Below are 24,066 nucleotides of genomic sequence, written 5' to 3'. Positions count from 1 at the left end.
TTTGCGATGGGGACGGCCTGCCTAGATGTCCAATTCGACCCAGATCGGCACGTGGTCCGATGGTTTGTCGCGGCCGCGAATTTCCTTGTCGATCTGACAATCCAGCAGCAGGTCGGCGGCCTGGGGGGTGAGCAGGAAATGGTCGATGCGAATCCCGTCATCTTTGTTCCAGGCACCAGCCTGATAATCCCAGAATGAATAATGCCCCGGCCCCTGATGACGGACACGAAAGGCATCGGTAAAGCCAAGATTGAGAATCCGCTGATAGGCGGCGCGGCTTTCGGGGCGGTACAGCGCGTCCTCTGCCCAGGCCTCGGGGCGTTTGGCGTCTTCTGCCTGGGGAATGATATTGTAATCGCCAGCCATCAGCGCCGGCATTTCATCTGCCAACAGCGCCTCGGCGCGGGCCTGCAGCCGTTGCATCCAGGCCAGTTTATAGGCGTATTTTCCACCTGGTACTGGCTCGCCCGCGTCGGTGAGTTCAACCGGGTTGCCATTGGGCAGGTAAAGACCGCAGATGCGGATTGCCTGCTGGCCGACAACCGTGGCCTCGATCCAGCGCGCCTGAATATCATCCTCATCGCCTGGCAGGCCCCGGCTGACATCCTCTAGCGGCAGCTTTGACAGGATCGCCACCCCGTTAAAGCCCTTTTGGCCATGGGTTTCCAGATTGTAGCCGCGATCTTCAATCAGCTCGCGCGGGAAGGCCTCATCCACTGACTTGATCTCTTGCAGGACAACCACATCAGGCTGCGCCTCATCCAGCCATTGCGGCAGGGCGGTGGCGCGGGCCTTGATGCCGTTGATGTTGAAACTGGCGATCTTCATGGCTGCGTCTCCTGCCTCGGCAAAGGGATTGGGGTGGCCGATCTATCGCTGAATAGCGCGATAGGAGCAAGGGGGGCTGCCTACATGGAAAACGAGGTGCCGCAGCCGCAACTGGAGGATACATTGGGGTTTTCAATGGTGAAGCGGGCACCGATCAGCTCTTCGGTAAAGTCGATGACGGCATTTTCCAGAAAGGGCAGGGACACGGTATCAACCACAACCTTTTCGCCCTGGCCTTCCAGCACCAGATCATCCGGGTTGGGCGCGTCCAGGCCGATTTCGTATTGAAACCCGGAACAGCCGCCACCTTCGACCGCAATGCGCAGCGCCTGGCCCTGCGTTGCAGCGCCAATTTCGGTCAGGCGGGCAAAGGCCCGGTCGGTCACTTTTGGTGGCAGGTGCATGTGGTCTCTCCCGATGCTGTATTGCAGCGCACCTCATTATATAGAAAGGTGCGGCCCAGACGACAAGATTTCACTAGAGAAAGATTAGTCATGCATGCCTCTTATGCCACCAAGCCTGACCAGAGCCGGGGCAGGCTGATCCCTGAGGAGGAAAGCAGCTTTCGCTCACCCTATCAGCGAGATCGGGATCGTATCATTCACGCCAGCGCCTTTCGCCGTCTGAAACACAAGACCCAGGTCTTTGTCGAACACGAAGGTGATAGCTATCGCACCCGTCTGACTCATTCGATCGAGGTGGGGCAGGTGGGGCGCACCATTGCGGCGGCGCTGGGGCTCAATCAGGAACTGACCGAAGCGGTGGCGCTGGCGCATGATCTGGGGCACACGCCCTTTGGCCACACCGGCGAGGATGCGCTGCATGCGCTGATGCAGCCCTATGGGGGCTTTGACCACAATGCCCAGGCCATCCGTATTGTTACCTGCCTAGAGCGCCACTATGCGGAGTTCGACGGCCTGAATCTAACCTGGGAATCCCTTGAAGCCATTGCCAAACACAATGGGCCGGTGCAGGGGGTGCTGCCCTGGGCGCTGGCGGAATGTAACGCCGCGATGGATCTGGAGCTGCACACCCACGCCAGCGCCGAGGCGCAGGTCGCGGCCCTGTCGGATGACATCGCCTATAACAATCACGATCTGCATGATGGGCTGCGCGCCGGCCTGTTTGAGGATGCGGAAATCACCCATCTGCCCATCATTGGCGCGGCCTATCGCGCCGTTGATCACAAATACCCAGGCCTGGAGCCGCTGCGTCGTCGCCATGAAGCCCTGCGCCGGGTCTTTGGGGTGATGGTGGCGGATGTGATTGAAACCACAGGTCAGAACCTAGCCGACAGTGGGGTGGCCAGCGTCGAAGAGGTACGCGCCCTGGGGCGGCCTGTGGTGGCCTTTTCGCCAGAGATCTGGCGCGATTTGAAAGAAATCCGCGCCTTTCTGTTCCGGCGCATGTATCGGGCGCCATCGGTGATGGAGGTGCGCGCGCGCATGGCGGCAGTGGTCGAAGCACTGTTTCCGTACTATATGGCCCATCCCGATCAGATGCCGGGGCGCTGGCATGGCGATATTGCCGCCGCGCCAGACCAGGTGGCATTGGCGCGGATTACCTCGGATTACATCGCCGGGATGACCGATCGGTTCGCCCTTCAGCAATACAAGGCGTTGCGCGCCGCTGGCCTGATATCCTAGCGGCCTGACCTGAACCGCATGATTTCTGGGCGACCTGCCGCTCTGGCGTTACCTCTGGTGCTGACTGGCCCTATGATCTGCGGCTGGCTTGCCGCTTTTTGTGCAAAACATCGGGCAGAGGGTACAATGACGGGAATAGCAGTAAGGCAGTGGCGCGTGACCTTTCAGGATGCCTCTGACATGGGCCGGATCCGGGCCGATAAGGCGCGCCGTGCTGCCCATATCGCTTTTGTGCGCAGCCGGGCCGAGTTGCAGATCGGTGGGCCTCTGGCGATGCGGCCCATGCAGGATTTTCCCGGTGCCATCTGGACGGTCTGTGCCGAAAGCCGCGCCGATGTGGAACGCCTGATCGTCTCTGATCCCTATTATGTGGCGGGTCTGCGCCGCTATGTGATTGCGGCCCAGACCGAAGGGGCTATTGGCGCGTCGGCGGGGTAGCCTGCGTCCAGCTTGGGGGCCGGTCGTGTGTCACGATGCCGGTTTGCGCCTGTTTCAGGCCGCTTCAGGGCTGGCCGGATGCCATAAAGGTTGACCCTTGGGCTAGGCATGATAAGCGCAAAGTCAAACCATCAAGCCGAACCAATGGGACGCCCCGAGATGAACCTTTTTTCCGATATCCGCGCACTGGTGATTGACAGCCTCACCGCGATGACCGCCGAGGGCGCGCTGCCCGAGGGGCTTGATTTTGTAAATGTGGCGGTTGAACCGCCGCGCGATGCGGCACATGGGGATATGGCAACCAATGCGGCCATGGTGCTGGCCAAGCCGGCCAAGATGAAGCCGCGCGACATTGCAAGCGCCCTGGCGGCCAAGCTGGATGCGGACGAACGGGTTGCCTCGGCCGAGGTTGCAGGCCCCGGGTTTCTGAACCTGCGGTTGGCCCCGGTTGTCTGGCAGTCGGTTCTGGGCGCGGTGCTGAAGGGCGGGCTTGATTATGGGCGCGCCGATGTCGGAGCGGGCAAAAAGGTCAATGTGGAATATGTCTCGGCCAATCCCACCGGGCCGTTGCATGTGGGCCATACCCGCGGCGCGGTGTTTGGCGATGCGCTGGCCTCGCTGTTGGCCTATGCCGGCTATGACGTCACCCGTGAATATTACATCAATGATGGTGGCGGTCAGGTCGATGTATTGGCGCGGTCTGTCTACCTGCGCTACCTGGAGGCCCACGGGCAAGAGATTGCCTTTGCCGATGGCACCTATCCCGGTGACTATCTTGTGCCGGTGGGGCAGGCGCTGAAGGACAAGGTCGGCGATGCCTATGTGGGCAAGGGCGAAGAGGTCTGGCTGGCGGATGTGCGGGAATTTTCCACCGATGCGATGATGGCGCTGATCCGCGAAGATCTGGCCATGCTGGGCATCAAGATGGATGTCTTCTATTCGGAGAAATCGCTGTACGGCACCGGTAAGATCGAGGCTGCCCTGGCAGAGCTTGAAAGCAAGGGGCTGATCTATCAGGGGGTGCTGGAGCCGCCAAAAGGCAAGAAGCCCGATGATTGGGAACCGCGCGAGCAAACCCTGTTCAAATCTACTGACCATGGCGATGATGTTGATCGGGCGGTCAAGAAATCCGATGGCACCTGGACCTATTTTGCCCCTGATATCGCCTATCACTATGACAAGGTCAGCCGCGGCTTTGATGAGCTGATCGATGTTCTGGGTGCCGATCACGGTGGCTATGTCAAACGGATGAAGGCGGCTGTCGCGGCCCTGTCTGATGGCCGGGTGCCACTGGATATCAAGCTGTGCCAGCTGGTAAAGCTGTTCAAGGATGGCCAGGAGTTCAAGATGTCCAAGCGGGCAGGCACCTTTGTCACCCTGCGCGATGTTGTGGATGCGGTTGGTTCGGATGTGACCCGCTTTATGCTGCTCACCCGCAAGAACGACCAGGGCTTCGATTTTGACCTGGACAAGGCGCTAGAGCAATCCAAAGACAACCCGATTTTTTATGTGCAATATGCCAATGCCCGGATCTGTTCGACCCTGCGCAAGGCTAACGAGGCAGGGATCGAGACTACGGATACGGTTCTGGACGGTGCGGATTTGGCGCAGGTCACCCATCCGGCGCAGCTCGCCGTGGCCAAGAAACTGGCGGAATGGCCGCGTCAGATCGAGATCGCGGCCCGCACCCATGAGCCGCACCGGGTTGCCTTCTTCCTCTATGATCTCGCTTCAGAACTGCACGGGCTGTACCACCTGGGCAAAAGCGAAACTGGTTTACGATTCGTTAACGAGAGCAGCCAATCGGCAACACATGCCAATTTGGCGCTGGCGCGCAGTGTTTCCATTGTTATTTCCGCCGGTCTTGGTATTCTAGGGGTGAATCCGGCGCAGGAGATGCGGTAACAAAATCGCCCAAACCGTCGGACTGAGGCAGTTCAAGAGACCCGAAAGCAATCAGGCGAGTTTTGGCGCGCCGATTGCATGGGCAGTGAGGCGGATTATGGCGTATTTTGCGCAGGCGGGCTCTGGTCAGCCCTATTCCCACGATAGCACCCGCGACGAGGGGGCTTCTGATCAATTTGGCCCGGCGCGCACTTCAGCCGGGGCAGTGGGTGGTCAGGCTGGTCCAATGGCCAGCGTGCAGCCGCAGATGACGCGTCCCGCCCCGGCGGCGCTGCGTGCCTCTGCGGCCAGCCCGTTTCCGGCGGAAGGCCCCGACCTTTATTCAAACTATGCGGCAAGCGAAGCCGGTCATGATCTGGGCCGGGGCAGGGCCTCTGTCGATCCGGTTGCCTTTTCTGCTGGTCAGCAGGCCCAGCCACGATTGCAGGACTACGTCAGCGATGACTACAGCGTTCCCGGCATTGGCGCGCAAAGCTATGGTGGCCAGCATGCCATTGATCAGGCGTTTCCCGGCGAAGGCTATGCCAGCCAGACCTTTCCCAATCAAAACCATCCCCTGCAGGACAGCCCGGCGGTAAACGCGCAGCCGCTGAACACCACGCGGGATCAAGGCTACCATGACCTGGCCTATAGCGGTCCCGGCAGCGATGACCACGACGCCTATGGTGGCGCGGCTTCCCAAAGCTATGGCTACGATTATGCACAAGAGACCGCGCAAGACGGCTATGGCGATGCCGACTATGTGACATCCCCCGCCAACCCGGGCACCAGCATGGGCCGCACCGCCAGCCTGCTTGGTGCGGCGGCCTCATTGGCATTGGTGATCGGGATTGGGACCTGGGGCTATCAGCTGGTTATGCGTGATGTCAGCGGTGTACCGGTTGTGCGCGCAGTCGAAGGCCCGATGCGGGCGCAGCCTGATAATCCTGGTGGCCGTCAGGCAGATAACCAAGGGCTTGCCGTGAATTCAGTTGCCGCCAATGGCACTGCGGAAGCCCCCGCCGACCGGCTGACGCTGGCGCCGAAACCCATTGAACTGGCACAGGATGACCAGCCGATGTCGCGGCTGACCGCGCCAGAGGCGGATTTGCCGCCGCAAGAGATAAATCAGGCCGCAGCGGAGGCAGAGGCAAAGATTTCAGAGGCCTCGGTTACGGCCTACCGGAATGGCGATATTGATTCCCTGGTGGCGGAGCTCACCGATGGGGTCCAGCCGCTTGGCTCTGCCCAGGAGACCGCTGCCGCAGCGGCACCTGCGATTGTGCAGCCAGCTCCGCTGAAACCCGTTGAAATCGCGGCCATTGGTACGGCAACTGCGCCGTCTTCGGCCCTGTTGAACGCCCCCGGCGTCAAGGTGTCGCTGCGGCCCAACCTGCGCCCGGCGCGTTTTAGCCCGGCTGCTACCGCCTCTGCCAGCCCTGCGGCGGCACGGACCACCCCAGAGGCCGATCCCAAGAGCCTGGAGCCGGGCACGCGTCTGGCCCAGCTAGGCGCCTATGAAAGCGCTGAAGTGGCCCGGGCCGAATGGGATCGGATCTATGCCCGCTTTGAAGATTACCTAGAAGGCAAGACGCGGGTGATTCAGCGCGCTGAAAGCGGTGGGCGTACCTTTTACCGGTTGCGCGCCATGGGCTTTGAAGGGCTGTCTGACGCGCGCCGCTTTTGTTCCACTCTGGTCGCGGGCAAGGCCGACTGCATTCCTGTGACAACCCGCTGATGGCGGTGGGCGCAACCATTCTGGATGCCGAAGGGCTGGTACTGACCGCGGCCGAGAAGGCGTTTTTCCGCGATGCCGATCCTTTTGGCTTTATCCTTTTTGCCCGCAATATCGAAAGCGCGCCGCAGCTGCGGGCCCTGTGTCAAGAGCTGCGCGATGCGGTGGGTCGGAACTGTCTGATCACCATTGATCAAGAAGGCGGACGGGTACAGCGCCTGCGCAGCCCGCTGGCGCGCAACTGGATGGCGCCACTGGATCATGTGATACAGGCCGGTCCGGGGGCCGAACGGGCGCTTTATCTGCGTTATCGCCTGATTGCTGCTGAACTGCACGCGCTTGGGGTCGATAGCAACTGCGCCCCGGTCGCTGATTTGCTGACCGCGCAGACCCATCCTTTCCTCAAGAACCGTTGTTATGGCGACAGTGTCGAACAGGTGGCGCGTCTGGCGCGCGCAGTTGCAAATGCCCATCTGGATGGCGGGGTCCTGCCAGTGCTGAAGCACATTCCCGGCCATGGCCGGGCCACCGCCGACAGCCACAAAGACCTGCCACGCGTCGCTGCCCCACTGGCTGAACTGCAGGCGCAGGATTTTGCCGTCTTTCAGGCGCTGCGCGACTTGCCGCTGGGGATGACGGCGCATCTGGTCTATCAGGCGCTGGACAGTCAGCCTGCAACGATCTCGGATACTGTGATGGGGATGATCCGGCGCGACATTGGCTTTGACGGGCTGATCATGACGGATGATATCTCTATGAAGGCGCTGGCTGGCGCTCCGGCTGAGAATGCCGCCGCCGCCCGTGCCGCAGGCTGCGATCTTGTGCTTTATTGCAATGCCCCGCTGGACGCCCGCCGCGCGGTAGCCGAGGCCGCAGGCGAAATGGATGCGAAGGGGCAGGCCCGTGCCGCAGCGGCCCTGGCACAGCGGCTGCCGCCCAAGCCGCTTGACACAGAGGCTGTTGAAGCCGAACTTACCGCCTTGATGAGCGGAAAGGTCTATGTCTGAACAAAATCTGTTTCACGAGGTCACCGCGCAATCGGTCGAAGAACGGCTGGCGGCCGAGGCGCTTATTGTTGATGTCGACGGATATGAGGGCCCGCTTGATCTGTTGCTGACGCTGTCGCGCACCCAAAAGGTGGATCTGCGGCGAATTTCTGTCCTGGAATTGGCGCGTCAGTATCTGACATTTGTAGACCACGCCAAGGAACTGCGGATTGAGCTGGCGGCGGATTATCTGGTGATGGCGGCTTGGCTTGCCTATCTGAAATCCCGACTGCTCTTGCCGCCTGATCCCAGCGAGGAGGGGCCTTCCGGGGCCGAACTGGCGGCGCATCTTGCTTTTCAGCTGGAACGTCTGCAAGCGATGCGCGATGCGGCGGCCCGGTTGTTGGGGCGCGATCAGTTGGGGCGCGATTTCTTTTCCCGCGGCCAGAATCAGGATGTTCAGCGCATTCGCACTGTCACCTATTCTGCCAATCTGCTGGATCTGATGCAGGGCTATGCCCGTATCCGTACCAAGGATGACTTTCGCCCCTTTGTGATGGATCGCGACAGTGTCTTTACCATGGAAGAGGCCTTGGAGCGGATGCGCGCTCTCATCGGCTTTACCGGCAGTTGGACCGATATGCTCAGCTATCTGCCGGATGGCTGGCACAAGGATCCGGTCAAGCGGCGCTCGGCCACGGCGGCGACCTTTGCGGCCTCGTTGCAACTGGTCAAAGAGGGGCGGCTGGAAATCCGTCAAAGCGATAATTTTGCGCCTATTCAACTGCGCAGCCTGGATGAGGACCCTTGATGGAGACCCCGACCGCCCACAATACGCCAGAGCCGCCGCAGGACAGCGACAGCCTGTTTGACGCGCCTCCCATTGCCGAACAGGAACGCATGGTCGAGGCGGTGCTGTTTGCCAGTGCCACCCCTGTCACCCTGCGTGATCTCGAATCGCGGATGCCGCATGGCTGCGATCCACGCGCCGCCATTGAGCATCTGCGCAAACGGTATGAGGGGCGCGGAGTGCGGGTTGTTCGCGTCGGTGATGCCTGGGCCATCCGCACTGCACCTGACCTTGGCTTTTTGATGCAAAAAGAGATCGTCGAGACCCGCAAGCTCAGCCGGGCGGCGATCGAGACCCTGGCGATCATTGCCTATCATCAGCCAGTGACCCGGGCCGAGATCGAAGAGATTCGCGGCGTGTCGGTGTCGCGCGGCACCGTTGACCAACTGCTTGAGATGGAATGGATCCGCATTGGCCGCCGCAGGATGACACCAGGGCGGCCAGTTACCTTTGTGGTGACGCCGGTGTTTCTGGATCACTTTGGCCTTGAAAGTGCCCGTGATCTGCCCGGGTTGAAAGAGCTACGCGCCGCTGGATTGCTGGAAAACAGACCACCGCCCGGATCGCTTCCCATGGGCGAGGGGAGCGATGAGGACAGCGAGATGGGCGAGCAGCCGGAGCTGTTTGGCGACTAGGGCGTGGCGTGCAAAACGGCACCCGCCTTGCGCGGCTTGCTTTGGGCCTAAGACGATCCCCAAAGGTGGTTGGCTGCGTCAAGGAATTGCCCGATTTGCTTGTTAGGTCGGAGGGAACGCCGTCAGGCAGAGCCAGCCCGGACATGGGGCTTGAGCCGAACACAGGAGAGCCGGGATGAACCTCGATATGATCGTGAAAATGGTGATACGCCGCCTGCTGGGGAAGGCCGTGAATGCCGGGGTTGATGCGGGCCTTGGCGCGTTTTCAGGGCGAAAACGGCGCCGTGGGCGCCACGCTGCCTCTGATGACCGGATTGAAACACCCGCCGAGGCAGAGGCGCGGGCTGAACGTGACCGGATTCGCGCCATCCGGCAGGCACGCCGGGCAAAGCGCAATCAGCAGGGGTAATCCTGCCCTTGGCACCACGCTGACGGCCGCCGCAAAATTATTGCGGTGATTTAAAGTGCTTGGACAGTTTCAGCCCCTGGCCCTGATAGTTCGACGCAATGTCGGCACCATAGAGCTGCTCTGGCAGGCTGGCCATACGTTCATAGACCAGGCGGCCCACCACCTGGCCATGTTCCAATACAAAGGGAGCTTCGTGGCAGCGCACCTCCAGCACCCCGCGAGAGCCACTGCCGCCCGCCGCATCATGGCCAAAACCGGGATCAAAGAAGCCGGCATAATGCACCCGGAATTCACCGACCATGGCAAGATAGGGGGCCATCTCTGCGGCATAGGCAGGGGGAATCTGTACCGATTCGCGGCTGACCAGAATGTAAAAGGCACCAGGGTCCAGGATGATGCGGCCAGAGGTGCTGTGCACTTCCTCCCAGTAGTCCTGCGGATCGTATTCGCCGATGCGATCCAAATCAATGACCCCGGTATGGGGCTTGGCACGGTATCCCACCAGATCGGTGCCTGGCAGCCGCAGATCGACCGAAAAGCCTAAGCCGTCCTCGATCACTGCTGTGCCATCCACCAGCGGGCTTTGGGCGTGCAGTTCCGCCAGCTCATCGTCCGTCAGAACGGCCTGGCCCTGGCGGAACCGGATCTGGTTCAACCGCATGCCAGGGCGCACCAGCACCGAGAAAGAGCGCGGGCAGATCTCGGCATAGAGTGGTCCGGAATAGCCCGGTTTGATGCGGTCAAATTCAACCCCGCCATCCGTGATGGTACGGGTCAACAGGTCCAGCCTCCCGGTTGAGCTTTTGGCGTTGGCCACTGCAGAAACGCCATCGGGCAGGCAGAGCGCCTCCATCAGGGGCACCAGATAGACGCAGCCCTTTTCCAGCACGGCGCCATCCGACAGGTCAATGCGGTGCATCTCAAATTCGCTGATGCGATTGGCAACACTGCAGTCCTTGCCGGCGAGAAAAGAGGCACGCACCCGGAAGGCAACCGTACCCAGCCGCAAATCAAGACTGGCGGGCTGGATCTGCCCTTCGACCAGCGGGATCGGGCTGGTGATCTCAGCTCGGGCAAACATCTGCTCAATGGCTTGGCTGGGGAGAACGCCGGTCATGATCCATTTTCCTTTTGGTCGGGGCTGCCGATATGCCAAGCGATAGCAGCAATCAAGAGATTTTGCAAAACCTTGCAAGGCTAGGAAAGGAAAAGCAAAAAACCGCCTGAGTGATGAACACTCAGACGGTTTTTGGTCGGGCTAGCAGGACTCGAACCTGCGACCTTCCGTCCCCCAGACGGACGCGCTACCAGGCTGCGCCATAGCCCGCTGAGGACGGGTTCTACTGTATTTCGCGGCAGGGGCAAGGGGGTAATTTCGGTTTTTTTCCTGTCCGGCGATTATTTTAGCGTTGCGACGCGATTGCGCGCAGTTCGTTCAGGCAGACTGCGGCCTCGTCTTGTACATGCGCTGGTAGAGACTTGGTTTGCGCCAGCAAGATCAGCACATCGGCAAACGGCGAGGGCGGCAGCTGCTCTGTTGCGGCACCAAGTACCAGGTCACCATGCAGAGGCACATCAGATGGCGCGTTGTCCAGCCCCTGCGCTTGCGGCTGATCCTGGACTGGAGCAGTCTCTTGCTCTGCTACTGCGGCGTCCGCCTCTGCCATCTGGTCCAGATTTGGCGCATCCACTGCTGCCGCAGCGGCGGCGCTGTCATGGTCCACAGGATCTGGTTCAGCTGCCAGGCTGTCTGGCGCTACTGCATCAGCGGCCGGGCTGTCAAAAACGGGGCTGTCGAAAACGGGGCTGCCAGGCCGGGGCGAAGTGTCAGAGTCTTGTTCTACATCAAGAATTGGCAAGACGGTCTCGGCAGCAGGCGCTTCGATCGGTTGGGCCGCTGGGGCGCCGGGCTGCATGGCTGTGCTGTCCAGGGGGGCCTCGGCTGGTTCGGAGTGGCCATCAGGCACCGGTGCCTCTGCACCGCCGTCTTGTGGTGCCGATTCTAGGGGCGCACCTTCAACAGCGGCTGGCATTGCGGTTGCTTCTGAGGCTGCCGACGAGTCGTGCAGCGGCTGCTTGGGGGGCTCTGTGAGAGAGGGCTCTGGCTCTGGCGACGCGGGCGCAGCAGGGGCAGGCGTATCGAGCAGCATATCCATCTGTTCAGTTTCGGCAGCCGACGATACTGGCTCTGCCCCAACGGGGGCGGGCGTGACATCAGGCATTTTCCCGGCGACTGACCTTGGTTCCGAGGCATCATTGGTTGTGGTTGCCTTGGATGTGGATGCTTCGGAGAGACGCGCCCATTCTGTATGCGTGGAAGGGGTAAAGGGGGGGCTGACTGTCTCAGACGGGGCACGCGTCTGAGCTTCATCGCCCAGGTTCGCCGCCCTTTCGGGCGGGGTTGCTGCGGCTATGGGGGGGGCGGTATCTGATTCTGCGCTATTCCCAGCAGTGGCGGAACCTGCCTCCTCGGATGGCGGCCCATCTGCGTCCAGCCCATGGGACAGCTGGCTGACATGGCCAATGCCAAGATCACGCAGGATTGCCTGCACATCTTTGATCGACAGGCCATCTGTATGCAGAAGTTTTCGGATGCCACCCAAAAGCAACATGTCGGCAGGCCGGTAATAGCGCCGCCCACCGGCCCGTTTTACCGGCTTGATCTGTGTGAATTTGCTTTCCCAAAAGCGCAAAACATGGGCCTGCACGCCGAGCCAGTCCGCGACTTCGCTGATCGTGCGAAAAGCGTCTGCTGATTTTGACATCTTGATGGTTCCAATGATCTTTGCTCTGGGACGAGCGTGTTTAACCTGGTCCTACCCGGAGCCCCGGAGCAGACAGGGTAGGCCGTATCTGTATCCGTCGTGTGGCGCAGCCGCGCAGCGTTACTTGCGGTTGCCGTCTGCCACCCGGTCCTTCATCAGGTGCGACGGGCGGAAGGTAAGCACGCGGCGGGGCTGAATCGGGACTTCCTCTCCGGTTTTGGGATTGCGGCCAACGCGGGCAGATTTATCCCGCACGCTGAAGGTGCCAAAAGATGAAATCTTGACTTGTTCGCCCTTCACCAAGGCATCGGACATGTGTTGCAACATGCTCTCTACCAGCTGCGCACTTTCGTTTCGAGACAGGCCGACTTCACGGAAGACAGCTTCGCTCAGATCCATTCGTGTAAGAGTTTTTTCGCCCATGCTAATCCCCATTGTTTGTCAAATCATAGGGGCAGGGGAATTTCCCTGTCAATATCAATGAATTGCAGCCGGCTTGTTTCCCGGCTCATAGGCTACCAGCGCAACACCACCGCGCCCCAGGCCAAGCCACCGCCAATTGCCTCGGTGACGATCAGGTCTCCGGGCTTGATTTGACCGCGTGATTTGCCCACTGAGAGCGCCAGCGGAATAGAGGCTGCAGAGGTGTTTCCGTGGTCCTGAACGGTCACCACCACATTGTCCATAGACAGGCCCATCTTTTTGGCAGTGCCTTGAATAATGCGGATATTTGCCTGATGTGGCACAATCCAATCGACATCGGCGGTTGTCAGATCAGCACGCTCCAGCGCGGTTTGGGCTGTCTTTGCCAGCTTTTCTACGGCATGGCGAAAAACCTGGTTGCCCTGCATCCGTAGGTGACCGGTATTTTGGGTCGCGACGCCGCCATCCACATAGAGCAGATCTTTATAGCGACCATCGGAATTGAGATCGGTTGAAAGAATGCCGCGATCATCCGTGTCGCCTGGCTGGTCTTGGGCTTCCAGCACCAAGGCACCCGCGCCATCGCCAAACAGCACGCAGGTAGAGCGGTCGGTCCAATCCATGATGCGGCTGAAGGTTTCAGACCCGATGACCAGGACCCGGTTTGCCTGGCCGGATAGGATCAGCGCGTTGGCATTGGTCAGCGCATAGACAAAACCGGCGCAGACGGCCTGCACATCAAAGGCAAAGCCGTTGGTCATGCCCAGATTGGCCTGCACCATGGTCGCCGCAGAGGGAAAGGTCAGATCCGCCGTCGAGGTCGCCAGGACAATGGCATCCACATCCGACACATCCAGATCGGCGTCTTTCAGCGCATTGAGCGCCGCGGCAGTGGCCATATCAGAGGTGGTTTCGCCTTCGGCAGCAAAATGACGCCGTTCAATGCCAGAGCGCGAACGAATCCATTCGTCGCTGGTATCCAGAGAGGCCTCGAACTCGGCGTTTTCCACGACCCGCTCAGGGAGATAATGTCCTGTGCCAACCACTACTGCACGTCGCGTCATTCTTTGCCTGCCTTTTGGAATTATTTGGAGGGATGTTCGCCATCCGAGGTGAGATTACCATCTTGGGTAAGCTCGACGGCAGATGCAACCCGCGCAGCCAGCTTTTCTGCAAAGCCCTGCTGGGCAAGCAGGAATGCGAGCTTGACCGCTGCGGAAACGCCTGTGGCATCTGCGCCGCCGTGGGATTTGACCACTGTGCCGTTCAGGCCCAAAAAGACGCCACCATTGACGTGGCGGGGATCCAGCCGTTTGGCCAGCCGTGCCAGCGACGTATAGGCAAGTACCGCAGCAATGCGTGACAAAATCGAATATTCGAAAGCTTCACGCAGGGAGCTGCGCAGCATGCCTGCCGTGCCTTCGCCGGTTTTGATGGCGACATTTCCGGTGAACCCATCAGTGACGATCAGATCAACCGCATCGCCAGGAATGTCGCTGCCTTCGACGAAGCCGACAAAGTCATAATCTGCCGTGGCGGCCTGGGCTGCGATCAGGGCATGGGCCTCTTTCAGCTCGGCGTGGCCTTTGTGTTCCTCGGTGCCCACATTCAGCAGGCCCACACGAGGGCGGCGAATATTCATGGAATTGCGCACGTAAGAGGTGCCCATCAGAGCATATTGCAACAGATCCTGTGCATCGGCGCGCACATCGGCGCCGACATCCAGCATCACGTTGAACCCCTGCGGATTGCGCGAGGGCCACAGGATGGCGATGGCCGGGCGATTGACGCCTGGCATCTTGCGCAGACGCAGCATCGACAGCGCCATCAGCGCCCCGGTATTGCCACAAGAAACGGCGCCGGCGGCCTCACCCTGTTTGACCGCCTCTAGGGTGGACCACATAGAGGTGCCCTTGCCATTGCGCATCACCTGGCTGGGCTTGTCGTCCATCGTGACAACCTTTTGGGCATCACGCACTTCTACCCGCCCCTGCAGGATGCGACGTTTATTGACCAGGGGGGTCAACTCATCGGCGGGGCCATGCAGCAGAAACCCCAGCTGGGGATTCTTTTCCGCAGACATGGCAAGGCCGGCCACCACAACAGCAGGGCCGGCGTCTCCGCCCATGGCGTCAACCGAGATCACAATGCGGTCGGCTTTTGTCACTGATTGATCGGGTTTACCCGTCATGCAAAAGTCCGCCCCGCAAGATGTGTGATCGTCGCGATCTTATGCCGCGTCTTCGTCGATTTCGACGTCGTCATTCATGGCAACAATTTCTTTGCTGTCATAGTTGCCGCAGGAGGGGCAGACGTGGTGGGGACGCTTCAGTTCGCCGCAGCTTGAACATTCGTTTGGATTTGCAGCAACCAGAGCATCGTGCGCGCGGCGGTTGTTGCGGCGCGACTTGGATACTTTATTCTGTTGGACGGCCATGTCTCAACCTTCGTATTTTGGGGCCTTGGGGTCATGCCCGCGGCGCGTTTCACATTTAATCGTCTTGATCGGTAGGCGAGCGTTTAGGCCGCAGCCTCTCCGATGTCCAACCAAAAATTTCGATGAGCGCGCGAAAATACTTAGAATCTCCGACGGCGCAAGCTGTTTTTTAGGCCAGTCGGGCGGCCGATGCCACCCGCAAAACCACTATTTTCGAGTTTTTTAACCCTTATCTTCTGGCGACAGTTGTTTCTTCAAGGACGCGAGTCCAGCAAAAGGTTTGGTGTCTTCGTCGCGCAGGGGGATAACCCCAGGTTGACTATAGACAGTTTCTTCCAGCTCGGCACCTTCCTTGCGCGGATAGGCGGGAATCAGCAGCGATAGCGCCTCGATCATCACCGCATGCGGATCAATTGTCTCGCCAAGCGGCTCGATCCGTTCATCCGCGACCATTTCTACCTCTGGATCATCGGGTTCAGAGAAGTCAGAGACAAAAAAGCGTTCGACCTTTTCATCGATTCGGGTGGTGACAGGTTCCAGTGTCACAACGCAGTCCTGCTGAACGGTGGCACCCAGATGCGCACTAAGCTGCCAATCGTGCCGCCCCTTGGTGCTGATCGTGCCGGTAAAGCGCAGCTTTCGCAGGGCCTTGATATCAAGTTCATCGGCAAGGGCCTTCAGACTTGCTGTATCGGGGCTCAGATCAAAGGTGGTGGCCCTGTTCTGTGGCAGTTCGGACACCCTCAGGGCGGTGCTATCAGTCATGGTTAGAACTTTCGTTTCTTGAACAGGAGGCTTGCATTAGGTAATCGGGTTCCAAGGCGTGTTCAAGCCAGAGGCGAGACAGTGGTGTGGGGAAGATGATGAATGCACAGAAAAATAGGCTGAAATCGGTGGGGAAATACGCTGCCTGGGTGCTTGCAGCCGCAGCCCTCACAGCCTGCTCCGCGATCTACCAGAAACATGGCTACGTGCCGACCTCTGAGCAATTGGCCGAGGTGGTCGTTGGTGTGGATACCAAGGATTCTGTTGCGGAAACCATTGGTGAGCCAGGCGCATCGGGCGTTTTGAACGATGGCGGTTACTACTATGTCGCGACCCTGATGCGCACCCGCGGGGTGAGCGCAACCAAACCGGTGTCGCGTTCCCTGGTGGCGATCAGTTTTGATGACAAGAATGTGGTTTCCGGTGTCGAACACTACAGCCTGGAAGACGGGCGGGTGATTCCGCTTGAGCGGCGCGTCACCAGTTCCAGCGTGCAGGACAAGACATTCCTGCGACAGCTGCTTGGCAGCCTTGGGAACTTCTCGCCTGGCTCGTTTGTCGAATAAACGGCAGGGTTTTGGATCCGGGGGGCGACTGAATGGATTTCACCCTGGGCCATTCCTTGCCTGAACCTCGCCTCACCCCCGGCAGGCTTTGCCTTGGCAGAAGGAGCCTGCAGGGTGGCTGAGACAGGTTTGGGGCGGCCTTCCGGTATGTGCGGGGGCAAAGAAAATCTGCTGTTGCAGCGCAGCGGCTACCGTGCGCGTTTTGCCATCGGGGCGCAAGATTTGATGGCGGCCCGGCAGCTGCGCAGCCGGTGTTTCCAAACCGATGGGCTGGACGGCGATGCCTATGATGCTGTGTGCCAGCATATCCTGATCGAACACGACCGCACCGCCGAGCCTGTCGGCTATTTTCGCAGCTTGCTGCTGCCGAATGGCGCGCAGATCGACAAGAGCTATTCGGCGCAATTCTATGATCTTGCAAATATTTCCAGCCGCGATGGCGCCGTGATGGAGTTGGGGCGCTTTTGTATCGACCCGGATTGCCGGGATGCGGATGTTGTGCGCTTTGCCTGGGGCGCGGTGGCGCTGTTGGTGGATCGCCACGATGTTGGTCTGCTTTTTGGCTGCACCTCGTTTACCGGCACCGATCCTGGCGCCTATCTGGATGCTTTTTCGCTCTTGCAGCAGCGGTATCTGGCGCCGCTGTCTTGGGGGCCGGGAGCAAAATCGCCTCGGGCGCTTGGGTTTGCGCAGGTCTTGCAGGGCCGTGCCGCGCTGGCCGCAACGGATCTGCACGCGGCGCAGGCACAACTTCCGCCACTGTTGCGCAGCTATCTGGCAATGGGGGGGCGGGTCAGCGACCATCTGGTGGTCGACCATGACCTGGGCACCTGCCATGTTTTCACGGGGCTGGAGGTCGACGGGGTGCCGAGGGTACGACAGCGCCTGCTGCGGGCGATCACACAAGGGCACTGAACCGTGGCACTGATCTGGCGTTTCGACCCAACAATGGCGCGGAGCGTTGACCTCAGGCCCGTCGCGGTTTAGCTGGCTGTCATGGCACGTATTCCTCTTTTACAGATGACCGGTATCTCCCTCACCTTTGGCGGCGATCCCATCTTTTCAGACCTGGATCTGGTGGTGCAACCTGGCGACCGTGTTGCCCTTGTTGGCCGCAACGGATCGGGAAAATCCACCCTTATGAAGGTGATGGCAGGGCTTGTTGAAGCCGACACCGGCAGCCTAGTGGTGCCGTCTGGCCGCTCGGTCGGCTATATGGAGCAGGACCCGCAGATGGGCGGGTTTGCCACCCTTGGCGAATTTGCCGCCTCGGAACTCGACCCGGGCGAACTCTACAAGGTAGAGCGCGCCGGTGAGGGGCTGAAATTTGATCCCGACCGCCCGGTTGCCACCGCCTCAGGCGGGGAGAAACGCCGGGCAGCCTTGGCCAAGTTGATGGCCGAAGCGCCGGATCTGATGCTGCTGGACGAGCCGACGAACCATTTGGATATCGAGGCCATCACCTGGCTTGAGTCCGAACTGAAATCTACCCGCGCCGCCTATGTACTGATTAGCCACGACCGGGCGTTCTTGCGGGCGCTGACGCGGGCAACTCTGTGGGTTGATCGGGGCCAGGTCCGGCGACAGGAAAAGGGATTTGAAGGCTTTGAGGCCTGGCGCGACAAGATCTGGGAAGAAGAAGATCAGCAGCGGCACAAGCTCAACCGCCTGATCAAGAGCGAAAGCCGCTGGGCCGTTGAAGGCATTTCTGCCCGCCGCAAGCGCAATATGGGCCGTGTTCGTGCCCTGCACGAGCTAAAGGACGAACGCGCCGGCCAGATCAAACGCCAGGGCGCGGCAGAGCTGGCGCTGGAGGCGGGGCCGAAATCCGGCCGTAAGGTGATCGAAGTCGACGGGTTGAGCAAAGCCTATGGCGACAAACAGATTGTGCAGGATTTTTCCCTGAAGGTTCAGCGCAGTGATCGGGTGGCTTTTGTCGGGCCAAATGGCGCGGGCAAGACCACCCTGCTGAAACTGATGCTGGGGCAGGTGGAACCGGACGCCGGGTCGGTCAAGCTGGGAACCAATCTTGAAATCGCCCTGTTCGATCAGACGCGCGATCAGCTGGACCCCAATGCGACGCTTTGGGAAAATCTCACTTCGGACCCTCTGCTGGGGATTTCCGGCAAGGCCGATCAGGTCATGGTGCGCGGCGTGCCAAAGCATGTGGTCGGCTATCTCAAGGAGTTCCTCTTTGACGAGGCCCAGGCCCGCGCGCCGGTACGTTCGCTTTCGGGCGGTGAAAAGGCGCGTCTCTTGCTGGCGCGTCTGATGGCGCGGCAAAGCAACCTGCTAGTGCTGGATGAACCGACAAACGATCTGGATGTGGAAACGCTGGACCTGCTGCAAGAGCTGCTGGACAGCTACGAGGGCACCGTGCTTTTGGTCAGTCACGACCGTGATTTCCTGGACCGGGTGGCCACCACCACCATCGCCATGGAAGGCGATGGCAAGGTGACCGCCTATGCCGGTGGTTGGAGCGATTATATCAGCCAGCGCGGTGGCCTGCCCGGGGCTGAGAAGGCCGAGAAATCGCAGAAAAACAAAGGGCAAAGAGCCAAAGCTAAGGAGGATGCCGCAGGCAGCGGAGCCAGCGGCAAGGACAAGCTCTCCTTTAAGGAAAAGCACCGCTTAGAGGCCCTGCCAGCAGAGATCGAGCGGTTGGAGCAAGAGATTGCCAAGCTGGAACAGCTAATGGCGGATCCTGCGCTCTTTACCCGCGAGCCGGTGAAATTCAAAAAGGCGACAGAGGCCATGGTGGAACGGCAAGAGAAGCTCGCCGCTGCCGAAGAAGAATGGATGATGCTTGAGGAGAAATCCGAAGGTTGATAGGTAAGGTTGTTAATTAACAATGTGTTAAGTTCCAACCTTGATCTTGATTTGCCCTCGGGCGATGGGCAGGCCGACAGTGATTGCCGGGCCTGCCCATTTTGTTTGGGCCAGTTTGTTTCAGCCTCAGCGCATGCGCAGGGCGCCGTCAATGCGGATGACTTCGCCGTTGAGATACCCCATCTCGGTGATAAAGCCGGCCAGGCGGCCATATTCCGCCGGGTCGCCCAGGCGCACGGGGTTGGGCACATCTGCAGCCAATTGCTGCTGCACCTCTTCGGGCAGGCCTGCCAGCATGGGTGTCATGAAGATACCCGGCGCAATGGTCATGACCCGAATCCCCGAGGACGCCAGGTCACGCGCCATCGGCAGGCACATGCCAACCACGCCTCCCTTGGAGGCCGCGTAGGCCGCTTGGCCCTTTTGCCCATCATAGGCAGCGATAGAGGCGGTGTTGATGATCACCCCACGGGCGCCATCGGCTTCGGGGGTGTTCTTGGCGATCTCGATTGCGGCCAGGCGGGCGACATTGAAGGTGCCAACCAGGTTGATGTCGATTGTGCGTTGATATGCATCCAGCGGATGCGCACCGTCACGGCCAATGGTCTTGATGCCATAGGCGATGCCAGCGCAGTTCACGCAGGCCGAAATGCGCCCCATCTTTTCCACCGCAAAGGCGATGGCGGCAGTAACAGACGCCTCATTGGTGACATCGGTTTCAACAAAATGGCCGCCAATTTCTGCTGCCACGGCTGCGCCGCGTTCGGCGTCGCGATCCAGGATGGTGACCTTGGCGCCGTTTTCAGCAAAATGGCGTGCGGTTGCCTCTCCGAGGCCTGATGCGCCCCCGGTGATGATGGCGCAGGTCTGTGAAAGTTTCATGAGTGCGGGTCCCTTGGTTATCTGAACGTCTGTTCAATAACTACCAGACCTGTTTGCCCTGTCTAGTCCGTCCTCTGTTCGGGGCTTGTTACGGCGCGTCTGATGGTGCGCGCATCCGGGCACGATCCAGCGCCGCGATAGGTCGCAGCAGTCGCCCCATAGGTGGCCAGAGCAGCCAGGTGCCGCCCAGCTGACTCAGCTGCGCCCCTGTGCCCAGCTTGAAACGGGCAAGACCTGGGGCTTCTTCTGTGTTGATCACCCCAAGGTCGAGCTGTTGGCAGCCCTCGCTCGCAAGCCACGCCATGGCTTCCCAGATCAGCAGGTTATGCGCCGAGAGTGTCTTGCCTCGTGCCGTGGCGTGGGCGATGTGGTAGCTGGCGCTGTTGCCATGGCGCAGGATCAAGATGGCGGCGATGGGTGTGCTACCCTCAAAGGCCTGAAACAGCTTTGCCTGCCCCTTGTTTGCTTTGGCATAGGCCAGGGTCAGCGCAGTGGGCCAGCTGCGATAACCGCGCTGTCGCTGCTGCGCGGCATCGGCGGTGAACAGCCAGTGGTTGGGGGCATGCGGCATCGCTTGACGGCGAACCTGTAGCCCAGCGGATTGTGCCCGCGTCAGGCGGTTGCGCCATTTCTGATGCAGGGCCGCATGGCGGATGGCCACGGGCTGTGTCAGGTCGAGCAGCGCCACGGCGGCGGGGCTGATCAGCGGCAGGGCGCCGATCTCGATCAGATTGGGGCAGGGGTGGTCGGGCGACAATATGACCGGGGTGCGGCCCAGACCGTTGTCCCGTAATGTTTGGCGCAGATGCTTGATCTCATCATGGCGCGCACGGTTGATCATTGCGAGTGTAAGGCCGGGGGCAACGCGACGCCTGGTGACCAGCATGTTGCCCTGTTCAGGCAGCCGAAGCGGTGCCTGCCCTGTTGCCAGCAGTGCGCGATGAAAGGCATCAGACTGTGCCAAGGGCGCAAGGCCCTTCGGGGGAAGCGGCGCGGGCGTCAGCGTCATATCAGGCAGGGGTTGGTCAAGCATGGTCCCTGTTTACCAATCAGAAACCTAAATCATGGTTAATTCAGGCATGAAAACGTCAAAACCTGTCCTTGGGCGCATTGCCCCGAATCCGCGTGCCACGTTGACCGCCGCTTTTGTGCTGGCAAGCCTGTTGTCGATCCCGGTTTTTGTGGTGCTGACGCTTATTGATCTGTTGCTGTGGTAGCAGCGCTGCGGCGCTGGACGGGCGGCAAGGGGCTGTCAAACACGGCGATAGCCCATAAAAAACGAGGCCAAAGGGCCCCGTTCTATATCTTGTGTTCCGGGATTGTAGATCAATCGACCAGCTGCACTAGTGCGTGGCGCTTTTTGCCAGCGCTCAGCTTGGTTTGGGCGCGCAGGCTGTTGATTTCTACAAAGGGGAAATCCTTGCGTACGGGCGCGTCGTTGATCAGCGCGCCGTTTTCAGAGATCAGCCGTTTGGCATCCTTGCCGGTCTTGGCCAGCTTGGCCTCAACAAAGAGTGCCGGGGCAGAGAGGAACTGACCTTCGCGCTCCAGCGTTGTGCCGTCGATGATGTTCAGATCCCCAAGCTTGAGCGCAAAGCTGGGCAGGTCATCCCCGACGCCGCCCTGTTCAAAGACCTGGCGCGCAGTGGCTTCGGCGGTTTTGGCCGCTTCGGCACCATGCAACAGGGTTGTTACCTCATTGGCCAGGATCACCTTGGCGGCGTTCACCTCTGATCCTTGCAGCGCGCCGAGGCGCTCGCATTCGTCCACCGGCAATTCGGTATAGAGCTTGAGAAAACGGCCCACATCGGCATCGGTAGTGTTGCGCCAGAACTGCCAGAACTCATAAGGAGACAGCATCTCACCGTTGAGCCAGATCGCGCCACCTTGCGATTTGCCCATCTTGCGACCATCAGAGGTCGTAAGTAGCGGCGAGGTGAGGCCATAGACCTCATGGTCGATCACCCGTCGGGTCAGGTCGATGCCGTTGACGATATTGCCCCACTGATCTGATCCGCCCATCTGCAGGGTGCAGCCATAGCGGCGGTTCAGCTCCATGAAGTCATAGGCCTGCAGGATCATGTAGTTGAATTCCAGGAAGGACAGCGACTGCTCGCGGTCGAGGCGGGATTTCACGCTCTCAAATGACAGCATCCGGTTCACCGAGAAATGGCGGCCGATGTCGCGCAGAAACTCGAGGTAGTTCAGGTTGTCGAGCCATTCCGCGTTGTTCAGCATCAGGGCGTCGGTGTCACCGTCACCATAGGTGAGGTAGTTGGCGAATACCTTCTTCATCCCTGCGATATTGGCGTCGATCTGTTCAGGGCCCAGCAGCGGGCGCTCGTCCGAGCGGAACGAGGGGTCGCCCACCTTGGTGGTGCCGCCGCCCATCAGGGTGATCGGTTTGTGACCGGTCTTTTGCAGCCAGCGCAGCATCATTATGTTCAATAGATGCCCGACGTGCAGCGACTGCGCCGTGGCGTCATAACCGATATAGGCAGGCTGAACCCCCTTTAGCAGCGCCTCGTCCAGGCCCTGATAATCGGTGCAGTCGGCCAGATAGCCGCGTTCCATCATGACTGCGATGAAATCCGATTTGGGGTGATAGGTCATAGTATACCTCGGTTTTTGGTTTGCGACGTGGTGTATAAGCCGCAAATCGGTTACATGGAACCTGTTTTACCGACTAATTTCAGGCTGTGTTCAGCGATCCGGCAGGCCGATATGTACAGCAGACGAAACCGTGAGTATTTATCGGTGGTTTCAGGTCTGGCGACGGGGCGTGAACAGGGTAGAATAGCAGGCCGCGACAGCAGGCCATAGGGATGAGGCGCAGGATGAGCAAGGCAATCGCCAAGACGGGTGTGGTGCGCGCAATGGGCGCGATGAGCGGCACCTCGCTGGATGGGGTAGATGTCGCGGTGGTGGAAACCGACGGGTTGTCGATCCACGGCTTTGGCCCCAGCCGCTATCACCCCTATAGCGAGGCCGAGCGCAGTACCCTGCGCGCCGCGCTTGGACTGTGGCACGGGCCCGAGGTCATCGCCGCCACCGGCGTTGTTGACGCTGCGCATGAGGCTGCGCTTGCCGGGTTTGAAGAGGTTGATTTAGTTGGCTTTCATGGTCAGACCCTGGCCCATGCTCCGCGCCTGCAGGGCACCCTGCAGGTGGGCGATGGCTCCCGGCTGGCAGCGGCGCTGAACCTGCCGGTTGTCTGGGATTTTCGCAGCGATGATGTGCGTCTGGGCGGCGAGGGCGCGCCGCTGGCACCGTTTTTCCACTTTGCCTGCGCCAAGTACATCAAGGCCAGCGGTCCGATTTGCTTTCTAAACCTCGGCGGGGTGGGCAATCTGACCTATGTGGACCCCCGCTTTGACAGCCCCGAAGCGGCGGGTGCGCTCTTGGCTTTTGATACCGGGCCAGCCAATGCGCCGATCAATGATCTGATGCAGACTCGTCTGGGGCAGCCCTTTGACAAGGATGGGCGCATTGCCAGCAAGGGCGTGGTCGAAACCGGTGCACTAGAACTATTCCTGGCCGAGCCTTATTTCACCAAGATGCCTCCTAAGTCCTTGGACCGGAATGATTTTGCTGAAATGATTGATCTTGTCGGCGAGCTGAGCGATGCAGACGCCACTGCGACCCTGACGGCCATGTGTGCGGCATCTGTGGCGCAGGGGATGGAGCATTGCCCCGAGCCGCCCTCGGTGGTTCTGGTGACCGGTGGTGGCCGCCATAATCCAGTCCTGATGCAGATGCTTGAGGTCTCGCTTGATTGTCCGGTGAAGCAGATCGAAGAGGTCGGGCTGGACGGCGACATGCTTGAGGCGCAGGCCTTTGCCTATCTGGCAGTGAGGGTGGCGCGGGGGCTGGCGACCTCTGCCCCGGGCACAACGGGGGTCGGCGCCTGTGTCGGTGGCGGCGTGGTCAGCATGCCTGACCGCTGAACCACCTGCGCCCGCGCAGGGAGCTTGCAGGGGGCGCAGGG

The 24,066-nt window shown here is 60.3% G+C and carries 25 protein-coding genes and 1 tRNA gene; 13 read left to right on the top strand and 13 right to left on the bottom strand.

The window, feature by feature from the left end:
- Positions 1 to 21: 21 nt before the first annotated feature.
- On the bottom strand, positions 22 to 828 hold the full coding sequence (gene xth / locus ACN0VH_RS03525; protein WP_278921872.1) for an exodeoxyribonuclease III: 807 nt from the start codon (positions 826 to 828) through the stop codon (positions 22 to 24).
- 80 nt (positions 829 to 908) lie between these two features.
- On the bottom strand, positions 909 to 1,232 hold the full coding sequence (locus ACN0VH_RS03520) for a HesB/IscA family protein (RefSeq protein WP_232400813.1): 324 nt from the start codon (positions 1,230 to 1,232) through the stop codon (positions 909 to 911).
- A gap of 90 nt (positions 1,233 to 1,322) precedes the next feature.
- Between ACN0VH_RS03520 and ACN0VH_RS03515 the strand changes: the two genes are divergently transcribed.
- The 8 genes from ACN0VH_RS03515 (at position 1,323) to ACN0VH_RS03480 (ending at position 9,411) form a co-directional block, all read left to right on the top strand.
- A complete protein-coding gene (locus tag ACN0VH_RS03515; RefSeq protein ID WP_417699512.1) occupies positions 1,323 to 2,474 on the top strand; it encodes a deoxyguanosinetriphosphate triphosphohydrolase in 1,152 nt (383 codons plus the stop codon).
- 126 nt (positions 2,475 to 2,600) lie between these two features.
- Positions 2,601 to 2,912 (top strand): YciI family protein, encoded by a 312-nt coding sequence (locus tag ACN0VH_RS03510; protein WP_417699511.1) that lies wholly within the window; start codon positions 2,601 to 2,603, stop codon positions 2,910 to 2,912.
- Between the two features lie 159 nt (positions 2,913 to 3,071).
- The gene (gene argS / locus ACN0VH_RS03505) at positions 3,072 to 4,817 is read left to right on the top strand and encodes an arginine--tRNA ligase (protein WP_417699509.1); all 1,746 of its coding nucleotides are present in this window, start codon (positions 3,072 to 3,074) and stop codon (positions 4,815 to 4,817) included.
- 97 nt (positions 4,818 to 4,914) lie between these two features.
- Entirely contained in the window at positions 4,915 to 6,534 is a 1,620-nt protein-coding gene (locus ACN0VH_RS03500; RefSeq protein WP_278921868.1) for an SPOR domain-containing protein, read from the top strand.
- On the top strand, positions 6,534 to 7,538 hold the full coding sequence (nagZ, locus tag ACN0VH_RS03495) for a beta-N-acetylhexosaminidase (protein ID WP_278921867.1): 1,005 nt from the start codon (positions 6,534 to 6,536) through the stop codon (positions 7,536 to 7,538). Before ACN0VH_RS03500 ends, nagZ begins: the two co-directional genes overlap by 1 nt.
- Positions 7,531 to 8,328, top strand: coding sequence for a segregation and condensation protein A (locus tag ACN0VH_RS03490; protein WP_417699508.1), 798 nt, complete (start codon positions 7,531 to 7,533; stop codon positions 8,326 to 8,328). Before nagZ ends, ACN0VH_RS03490 begins: the two co-directional genes overlap by 8 nt.
- Positions 8,328 to 9,002 carry an SMC-Scp complex subunit ScpB gene (scpB, locus tag ACN0VH_RS03485; protein ID WP_278921865.1) on the top strand — a complete coding sequence of 225 codons (675 nt, stop codon included), beginning with the start codon at positions 8,328 to 8,330 and terminating at the stop codon, positions 9,000 to 9,002. The genes ACN0VH_RS03490 and scpB overlap by 1 nt, the downstream gene beginning before the upstream one ends.
- Before the next feature lie 175 nt (positions 9,003 to 9,177).
- Positions 9,178 to 9,411 carry a hypothetical protein gene (locus ACN0VH_RS03480; RefSeq protein WP_278921864.1) on the top strand — a complete coding sequence of 78 codons (234 nt, stop codon included), beginning with the start codon at positions 9,178 to 9,180 and terminating at the stop codon, positions 9,409 to 9,411.
- Positions 9,412 to 9,448: 37 nt separating this feature from the next.
- Here the strand turns inward: ACN0VH_RS03480 and ACN0VH_RS03475 are convergent, their stop codons facing one another.
- The 8 genes from ACN0VH_RS03475 to ACN0VH_RS03440 all read right to left on the bottom strand — a co-directional run bounded on the left by ACN0VH_RS03475 (position 9,449) and on the right by ACN0VH_RS03440 (position 15,801).
- Complete coding sequence (locus ACN0VH_RS03475) at positions 9,449 to 10,528, bottom strand: 2'-deoxycytidine 5'-triphosphate deaminase (protein ID WP_417699506.1); 1,080 nt, start codon at positions 10,526 to 10,528, stop codon at positions 9,449 to 9,451.
- 133 nt (positions 10,529 to 10,661) lie between these two features.
- A tRNA-Pro gene (locus ACN0VH_RS03470) sits at positions 10,662 to 10,738 on the bottom strand.
- Positions 10,739 to 10,814: 76 nt separating this feature from the next.
- Positions 10,815 to 12,176, bottom strand: a complete 1,362-nt coding sequence (locus ACN0VH_RS03465) for a MerR family transcriptional regulator (protein WP_417699505.1) — start codon at positions 12,174 to 12,176, stop codon at positions 10,815 to 10,817.
- A 120-nt stretch (positions 12,177 to 12,296) separates the two neighbouring features.
- Positions 12,297 to 12,599: an integration host factor subunit alpha gene (gene ihfA / locus ACN0VH_RS03460; RefSeq protein ID WP_278921861.1), complete on the bottom strand. Its 303-nt coding sequence runs from the start codon at positions 12,597 to 12,599 to the stop codon at positions 12,297 to 12,299.
- Between the two features lie 92 nt (positions 12,600 to 12,691).
- Positions 12,692 to 13,663 carry a beta-ketoacyl-ACP synthase III gene (locus tag ACN0VH_RS03455; RefSeq protein ID WP_278921860.1) on the bottom strand — a complete coding sequence of 324 codons (972 nt, stop codon included), beginning with the start codon at positions 13,661 to 13,663 and terminating at the stop codon, positions 12,692 to 12,694.
- Positions 13,664 to 13,683: 20 nt separating this feature from the next.
- Positions 13,684 to 14,790 (bottom strand): phosphate acyltransferase PlsX, encoded by a 1,107-nt coding sequence (gene plsX, locus ACN0VH_RS03450; protein ID WP_417699504.1) that lies wholly within the window; start codon positions 14,788 to 14,790, stop codon positions 13,684 to 13,686.
- A gap of 39 nt (positions 14,791 to 14,829) precedes the next feature.
- Positions 14,830 to 15,036 (bottom strand): 50S ribosomal protein L32, encoded by a 207-nt coding sequence (rpmF, locus tag ACN0VH_RS03445; protein ID WP_027240639.1) that lies wholly within the window; start codon positions 15,034 to 15,036, stop codon positions 14,830 to 14,832.
- Between the two features lie 222 nt (positions 15,037 to 15,258).
- A complete protein-coding gene (locus ACN0VH_RS03440; protein WP_278921858.1) occupies positions 15,259 to 15,801 on the bottom strand; it encodes a YceD family protein in 543 nt (180 codons plus the stop codon).
- Positions 15,802 to 15,899: 98 nt separating this feature from the next.
- On the opposite strand from ACN0VH_RS03440, the gene ACN0VH_RS03435 reads away from it, so the two are divergent.
- The 3 genes from ACN0VH_RS03435 (at position 15,900) to ACN0VH_RS03425 (ending at position 19,196) form a co-directional block, all read left to right on the top strand.
- Positions 15,900 to 16,367 (top strand): outer membrane protein assembly factor BamE, encoded by a 468-nt coding sequence (locus ACN0VH_RS03435; protein WP_278921857.1) that lies wholly within the window; start codon positions 15,900 to 15,902, stop codon positions 16,365 to 16,367.
- Positions 16,368 to 16,481: 114 nt separating this feature from the next.
- Positions 16,482 to 17,282 (top strand): GNAT family N-acetyltransferase, encoded by an 801-nt coding sequence (locus tag ACN0VH_RS03430; RefSeq protein WP_278921856.1) that lies wholly within the window; start codon positions 16,482 to 16,484, stop codon positions 17,280 to 17,282.
- A gap of 81 nt (positions 17,283 to 17,363) precedes the next feature.
- The gene (locus ACN0VH_RS03425; RefSeq protein WP_490362981.1) at positions 17,364 to 19,196 is read left to right on the top strand and encodes an ABC-F family ATP-binding cassette domain-containing protein; all 1,833 of its coding nucleotides are present in this window, start codon (positions 17,364 to 17,366) and stop codon (positions 19,194 to 19,196) included.
- 126 nt (positions 19,197 to 19,322) lie between these two features.
- Here ACN0VH_RS03425 and ACN0VH_RS03420 read toward each other — a convergent pair whose 3' ends face one another.
- Positions 19,323 to 20,078, bottom strand: coding sequence for an SDR family NAD(P)-dependent oxidoreductase (locus ACN0VH_RS03420; RefSeq protein WP_417699503.1), 756 nt, complete (start codon positions 20,076 to 20,078; stop codon positions 19,323 to 19,325).
- Positions 20,079 to 20,166: 88 nt separating this feature from the next.
- Positions 20,167 to 21,111: a GNAT family N-acetyltransferase gene (locus ACN0VH_RS03415; RefSeq protein WP_417699502.1), complete on the bottom strand. Its 945-nt coding sequence runs from the start codon at positions 21,109 to 21,111 to the stop codon at positions 20,167 to 20,169.
- Between the two features lie 46 nt (positions 21,112 to 21,157).
- On the opposite strand from ACN0VH_RS03415, the gene ACN0VH_RS03410 reads away from it, so the two are divergent.
- On the top strand, positions 21,158 to 21,295 hold the full coding sequence (locus ACN0VH_RS03410) for a hypothetical protein (RefSeq protein ID WP_278921854.1): 138 nt from the start codon (positions 21,158 to 21,160) through the stop codon (positions 21,293 to 21,295).
- Positions 21,296 to 21,404: 109 nt separating this feature from the next.
- Here the strand turns inward: ACN0VH_RS03410 and tyrS are convergent, their stop codons facing one another.
- Positions 21,405 to 22,691 carry a tyrosine--tRNA ligase gene (tyrS, locus tag ACN0VH_RS03405; RefSeq protein ID WP_278921853.1) on the bottom strand — a complete coding sequence of 429 codons (1,287 nt, stop codon included), beginning with the start codon at positions 22,689 to 22,691 and terminating at the stop codon, positions 21,405 to 21,407.
- Positions 22,692 to 22,915: 224 nt separating this feature from the next.
- On the opposite strand from tyrS, the gene ACN0VH_RS03400 reads away from it, so the two are divergent.
- On the top strand, positions 22,916 to 24,025 hold the full coding sequence (locus tag ACN0VH_RS03400) for an anhydro-N-acetylmuramic acid kinase (protein ID WP_417699501.1): 1,110 nt from the start codon (positions 22,916 to 22,918) through the stop codon (positions 24,023 to 24,025).
- Positions 24,026 to 24,066 lie beyond the last annotated feature (41 nt).

Origin of the sequence: Pseudophaeobacter sp., from assembly GCF_048267565.1 — a bacterium.
Lineage (GTDB): Bacteria > Pseudomonadota > Alphaproteobacteria > Rhodobacterales > Rhodobacteraceae > Pseudophaeobacter > Pseudophaeobacter profundi.
Note: the sequence above shows the minus strand (reverse complement) of the source record. Positions and strands in the feature narration are given on the sequence as shown.

Bases quoted from the DNA above. Each gene is read 5' to 3' on its own strand.
- xth (WP_278921872.1), bottom strand. From the start codon at position 828: ATGAAGATCGCCAGTTTCAACATCAACGGCATCAAGGCCCGCGCCACC.
- ACN0VH_RS03520 (WP_232400813.1), bottom strand. From the start codon at position 1,232: ATGCACCTGCCACCAAAAGTGACCGACCGGGCCTTTGCCCGCCTGACC.
- ACN0VH_RS03515 (WP_417699512.1), top strand. From the start codon at position 1,323: ATGCATGCCTCTTATGCCACCAAGCCTGACCAGAGCCGGGGCAGGCTG.
- ACN0VH_RS03510 (WP_417699511.1), top strand. From the start codon at position 2,601: ATGACGGGAATAGCAGTAAGGCAGTGGCGCGTGACCTTTCAGGATGCC.
- argS (WP_417699509.1), top strand. From the start codon at position 3,072: ATGAACCTTTTTTCCGATATCCGCGCACTGGTGATTGACAGCCTCACC.
- ACN0VH_RS03500 (WP_278921868.1), top strand. From the start codon at position 4,915: ATGGCGTATTTTGCGCAGGCGGGCTCTGGTCAGCCCTATTCCCACGAT.
- nagZ (WP_278921867.1), top strand. From the start codon at position 6,534: ATGGCGGTGGGCGCAACCATTCTGGATGCCGAAGGGCTGGTACTGACC.
- ACN0VH_RS03490 (WP_417699508.1), top strand. From the start codon at position 7,531: ATGTCTGAACAAAATCTGTTTCACGAGGTCACCGCGCAATCGGTCGAA.
- scpB (WP_278921865.1), top strand. From the start codon at position 8,328: ATGGAGACCCCGACCGCCCACAATACGCCAGAGCCGCCGCAGGACAGC.
- ACN0VH_RS03480 (WP_278921864.1), top strand. From the start codon at position 9,178: ATGAACCTCGATATGATCGTGAAAATGGTGATACGCCGCCTGCTGGGG.
- ACN0VH_RS03475 (WP_417699506.1), bottom strand. From the start codon at position 10,528: ATGACCGGCGTTCTCCCCAGCCAAGCCATTGAGCAGATGTTTGCCCGA.
- ACN0VH_RS03465 (WP_417699505.1), bottom strand. From the start codon at position 12,176: ATGTCAAAATCAGCAGACGCTTTTCGCACGATCAGCGAAGTCGCGGAC.
- ihfA (WP_278921861.1), bottom strand. From the start codon at position 12,599: ATGGGCGAAAAAACTCTTACACGAATGGATCTGAGCGAAGCTGTCTTC.
- ACN0VH_RS03455 (WP_278921860.1), bottom strand. From the start codon at position 13,663: ATGACGCGACGTGCAGTAGTGGTTGGCACAGGACATTATCTCCCTGAG.
- plsX (WP_417699504.1), bottom strand. From the start codon at position 14,790: ATGACGGGTAAACCCGATCAATCAGTGACAAAAGCCGACCGCATTGTG.
- rpmF (WP_027240639.1), bottom strand. From the start codon at position 15,036: ATGGCCGTCCAACAGAATAAAGTATCCAAGTCGCGCCGCAACAACCGC.
- ACN0VH_RS03440 (WP_278921858.1), bottom strand. From the start codon at position 15,801: ATGACTGATAGCACCGCCCTGAGGGTGTCCGAACTGCCACAGAACAGG.
- ACN0VH_RS03435 (WP_278921857.1), top strand. From the start codon at position 15,900: ATGAATGCACAGAAAAATAGGCTGAAATCGGTGGGGAAATACGCTGCC.
- ACN0VH_RS03425 (WP_490362981.1), top strand. From the start codon at position 17,364: ATGGCACGTATTCCTCTTTTACAGATGACCGGTATCTCCCTCACCTTT.
- ACN0VH_RS03420 (WP_417699503.1), bottom strand. From the start codon at position 20,078: ATGAAACTTTCACAGACCTGCGCCATCATCACCGGGGGCGCATCAGGC.
- ACN0VH_RS03415 (WP_417699502.1), bottom strand. From the start codon at position 21,111: ATGCTTGACCAACCCCTGCCTGATATGACGCTGACGCCCGCGCCGCTT.
- ACN0VH_RS03410 (WP_278921854.1), top strand. From the start codon at position 21,158: ATGAAAACGTCAAAACCTGTCCTTGGGCGCATTGCCCCGAATCCGCGT.
- tyrS (WP_278921853.1), bottom strand. From the start codon at position 22,691: ATGACCTATCACCCCAAATCGGATTTCATCGCAGTCATGATGGAACGC.
- ACN0VH_RS03400 (WP_417699501.1), top strand. From the start codon at position 22,916: ATGAGCAAGGCAATCGCCAAGACGGGTGTGGTGCGCGCAATGGGCGCG.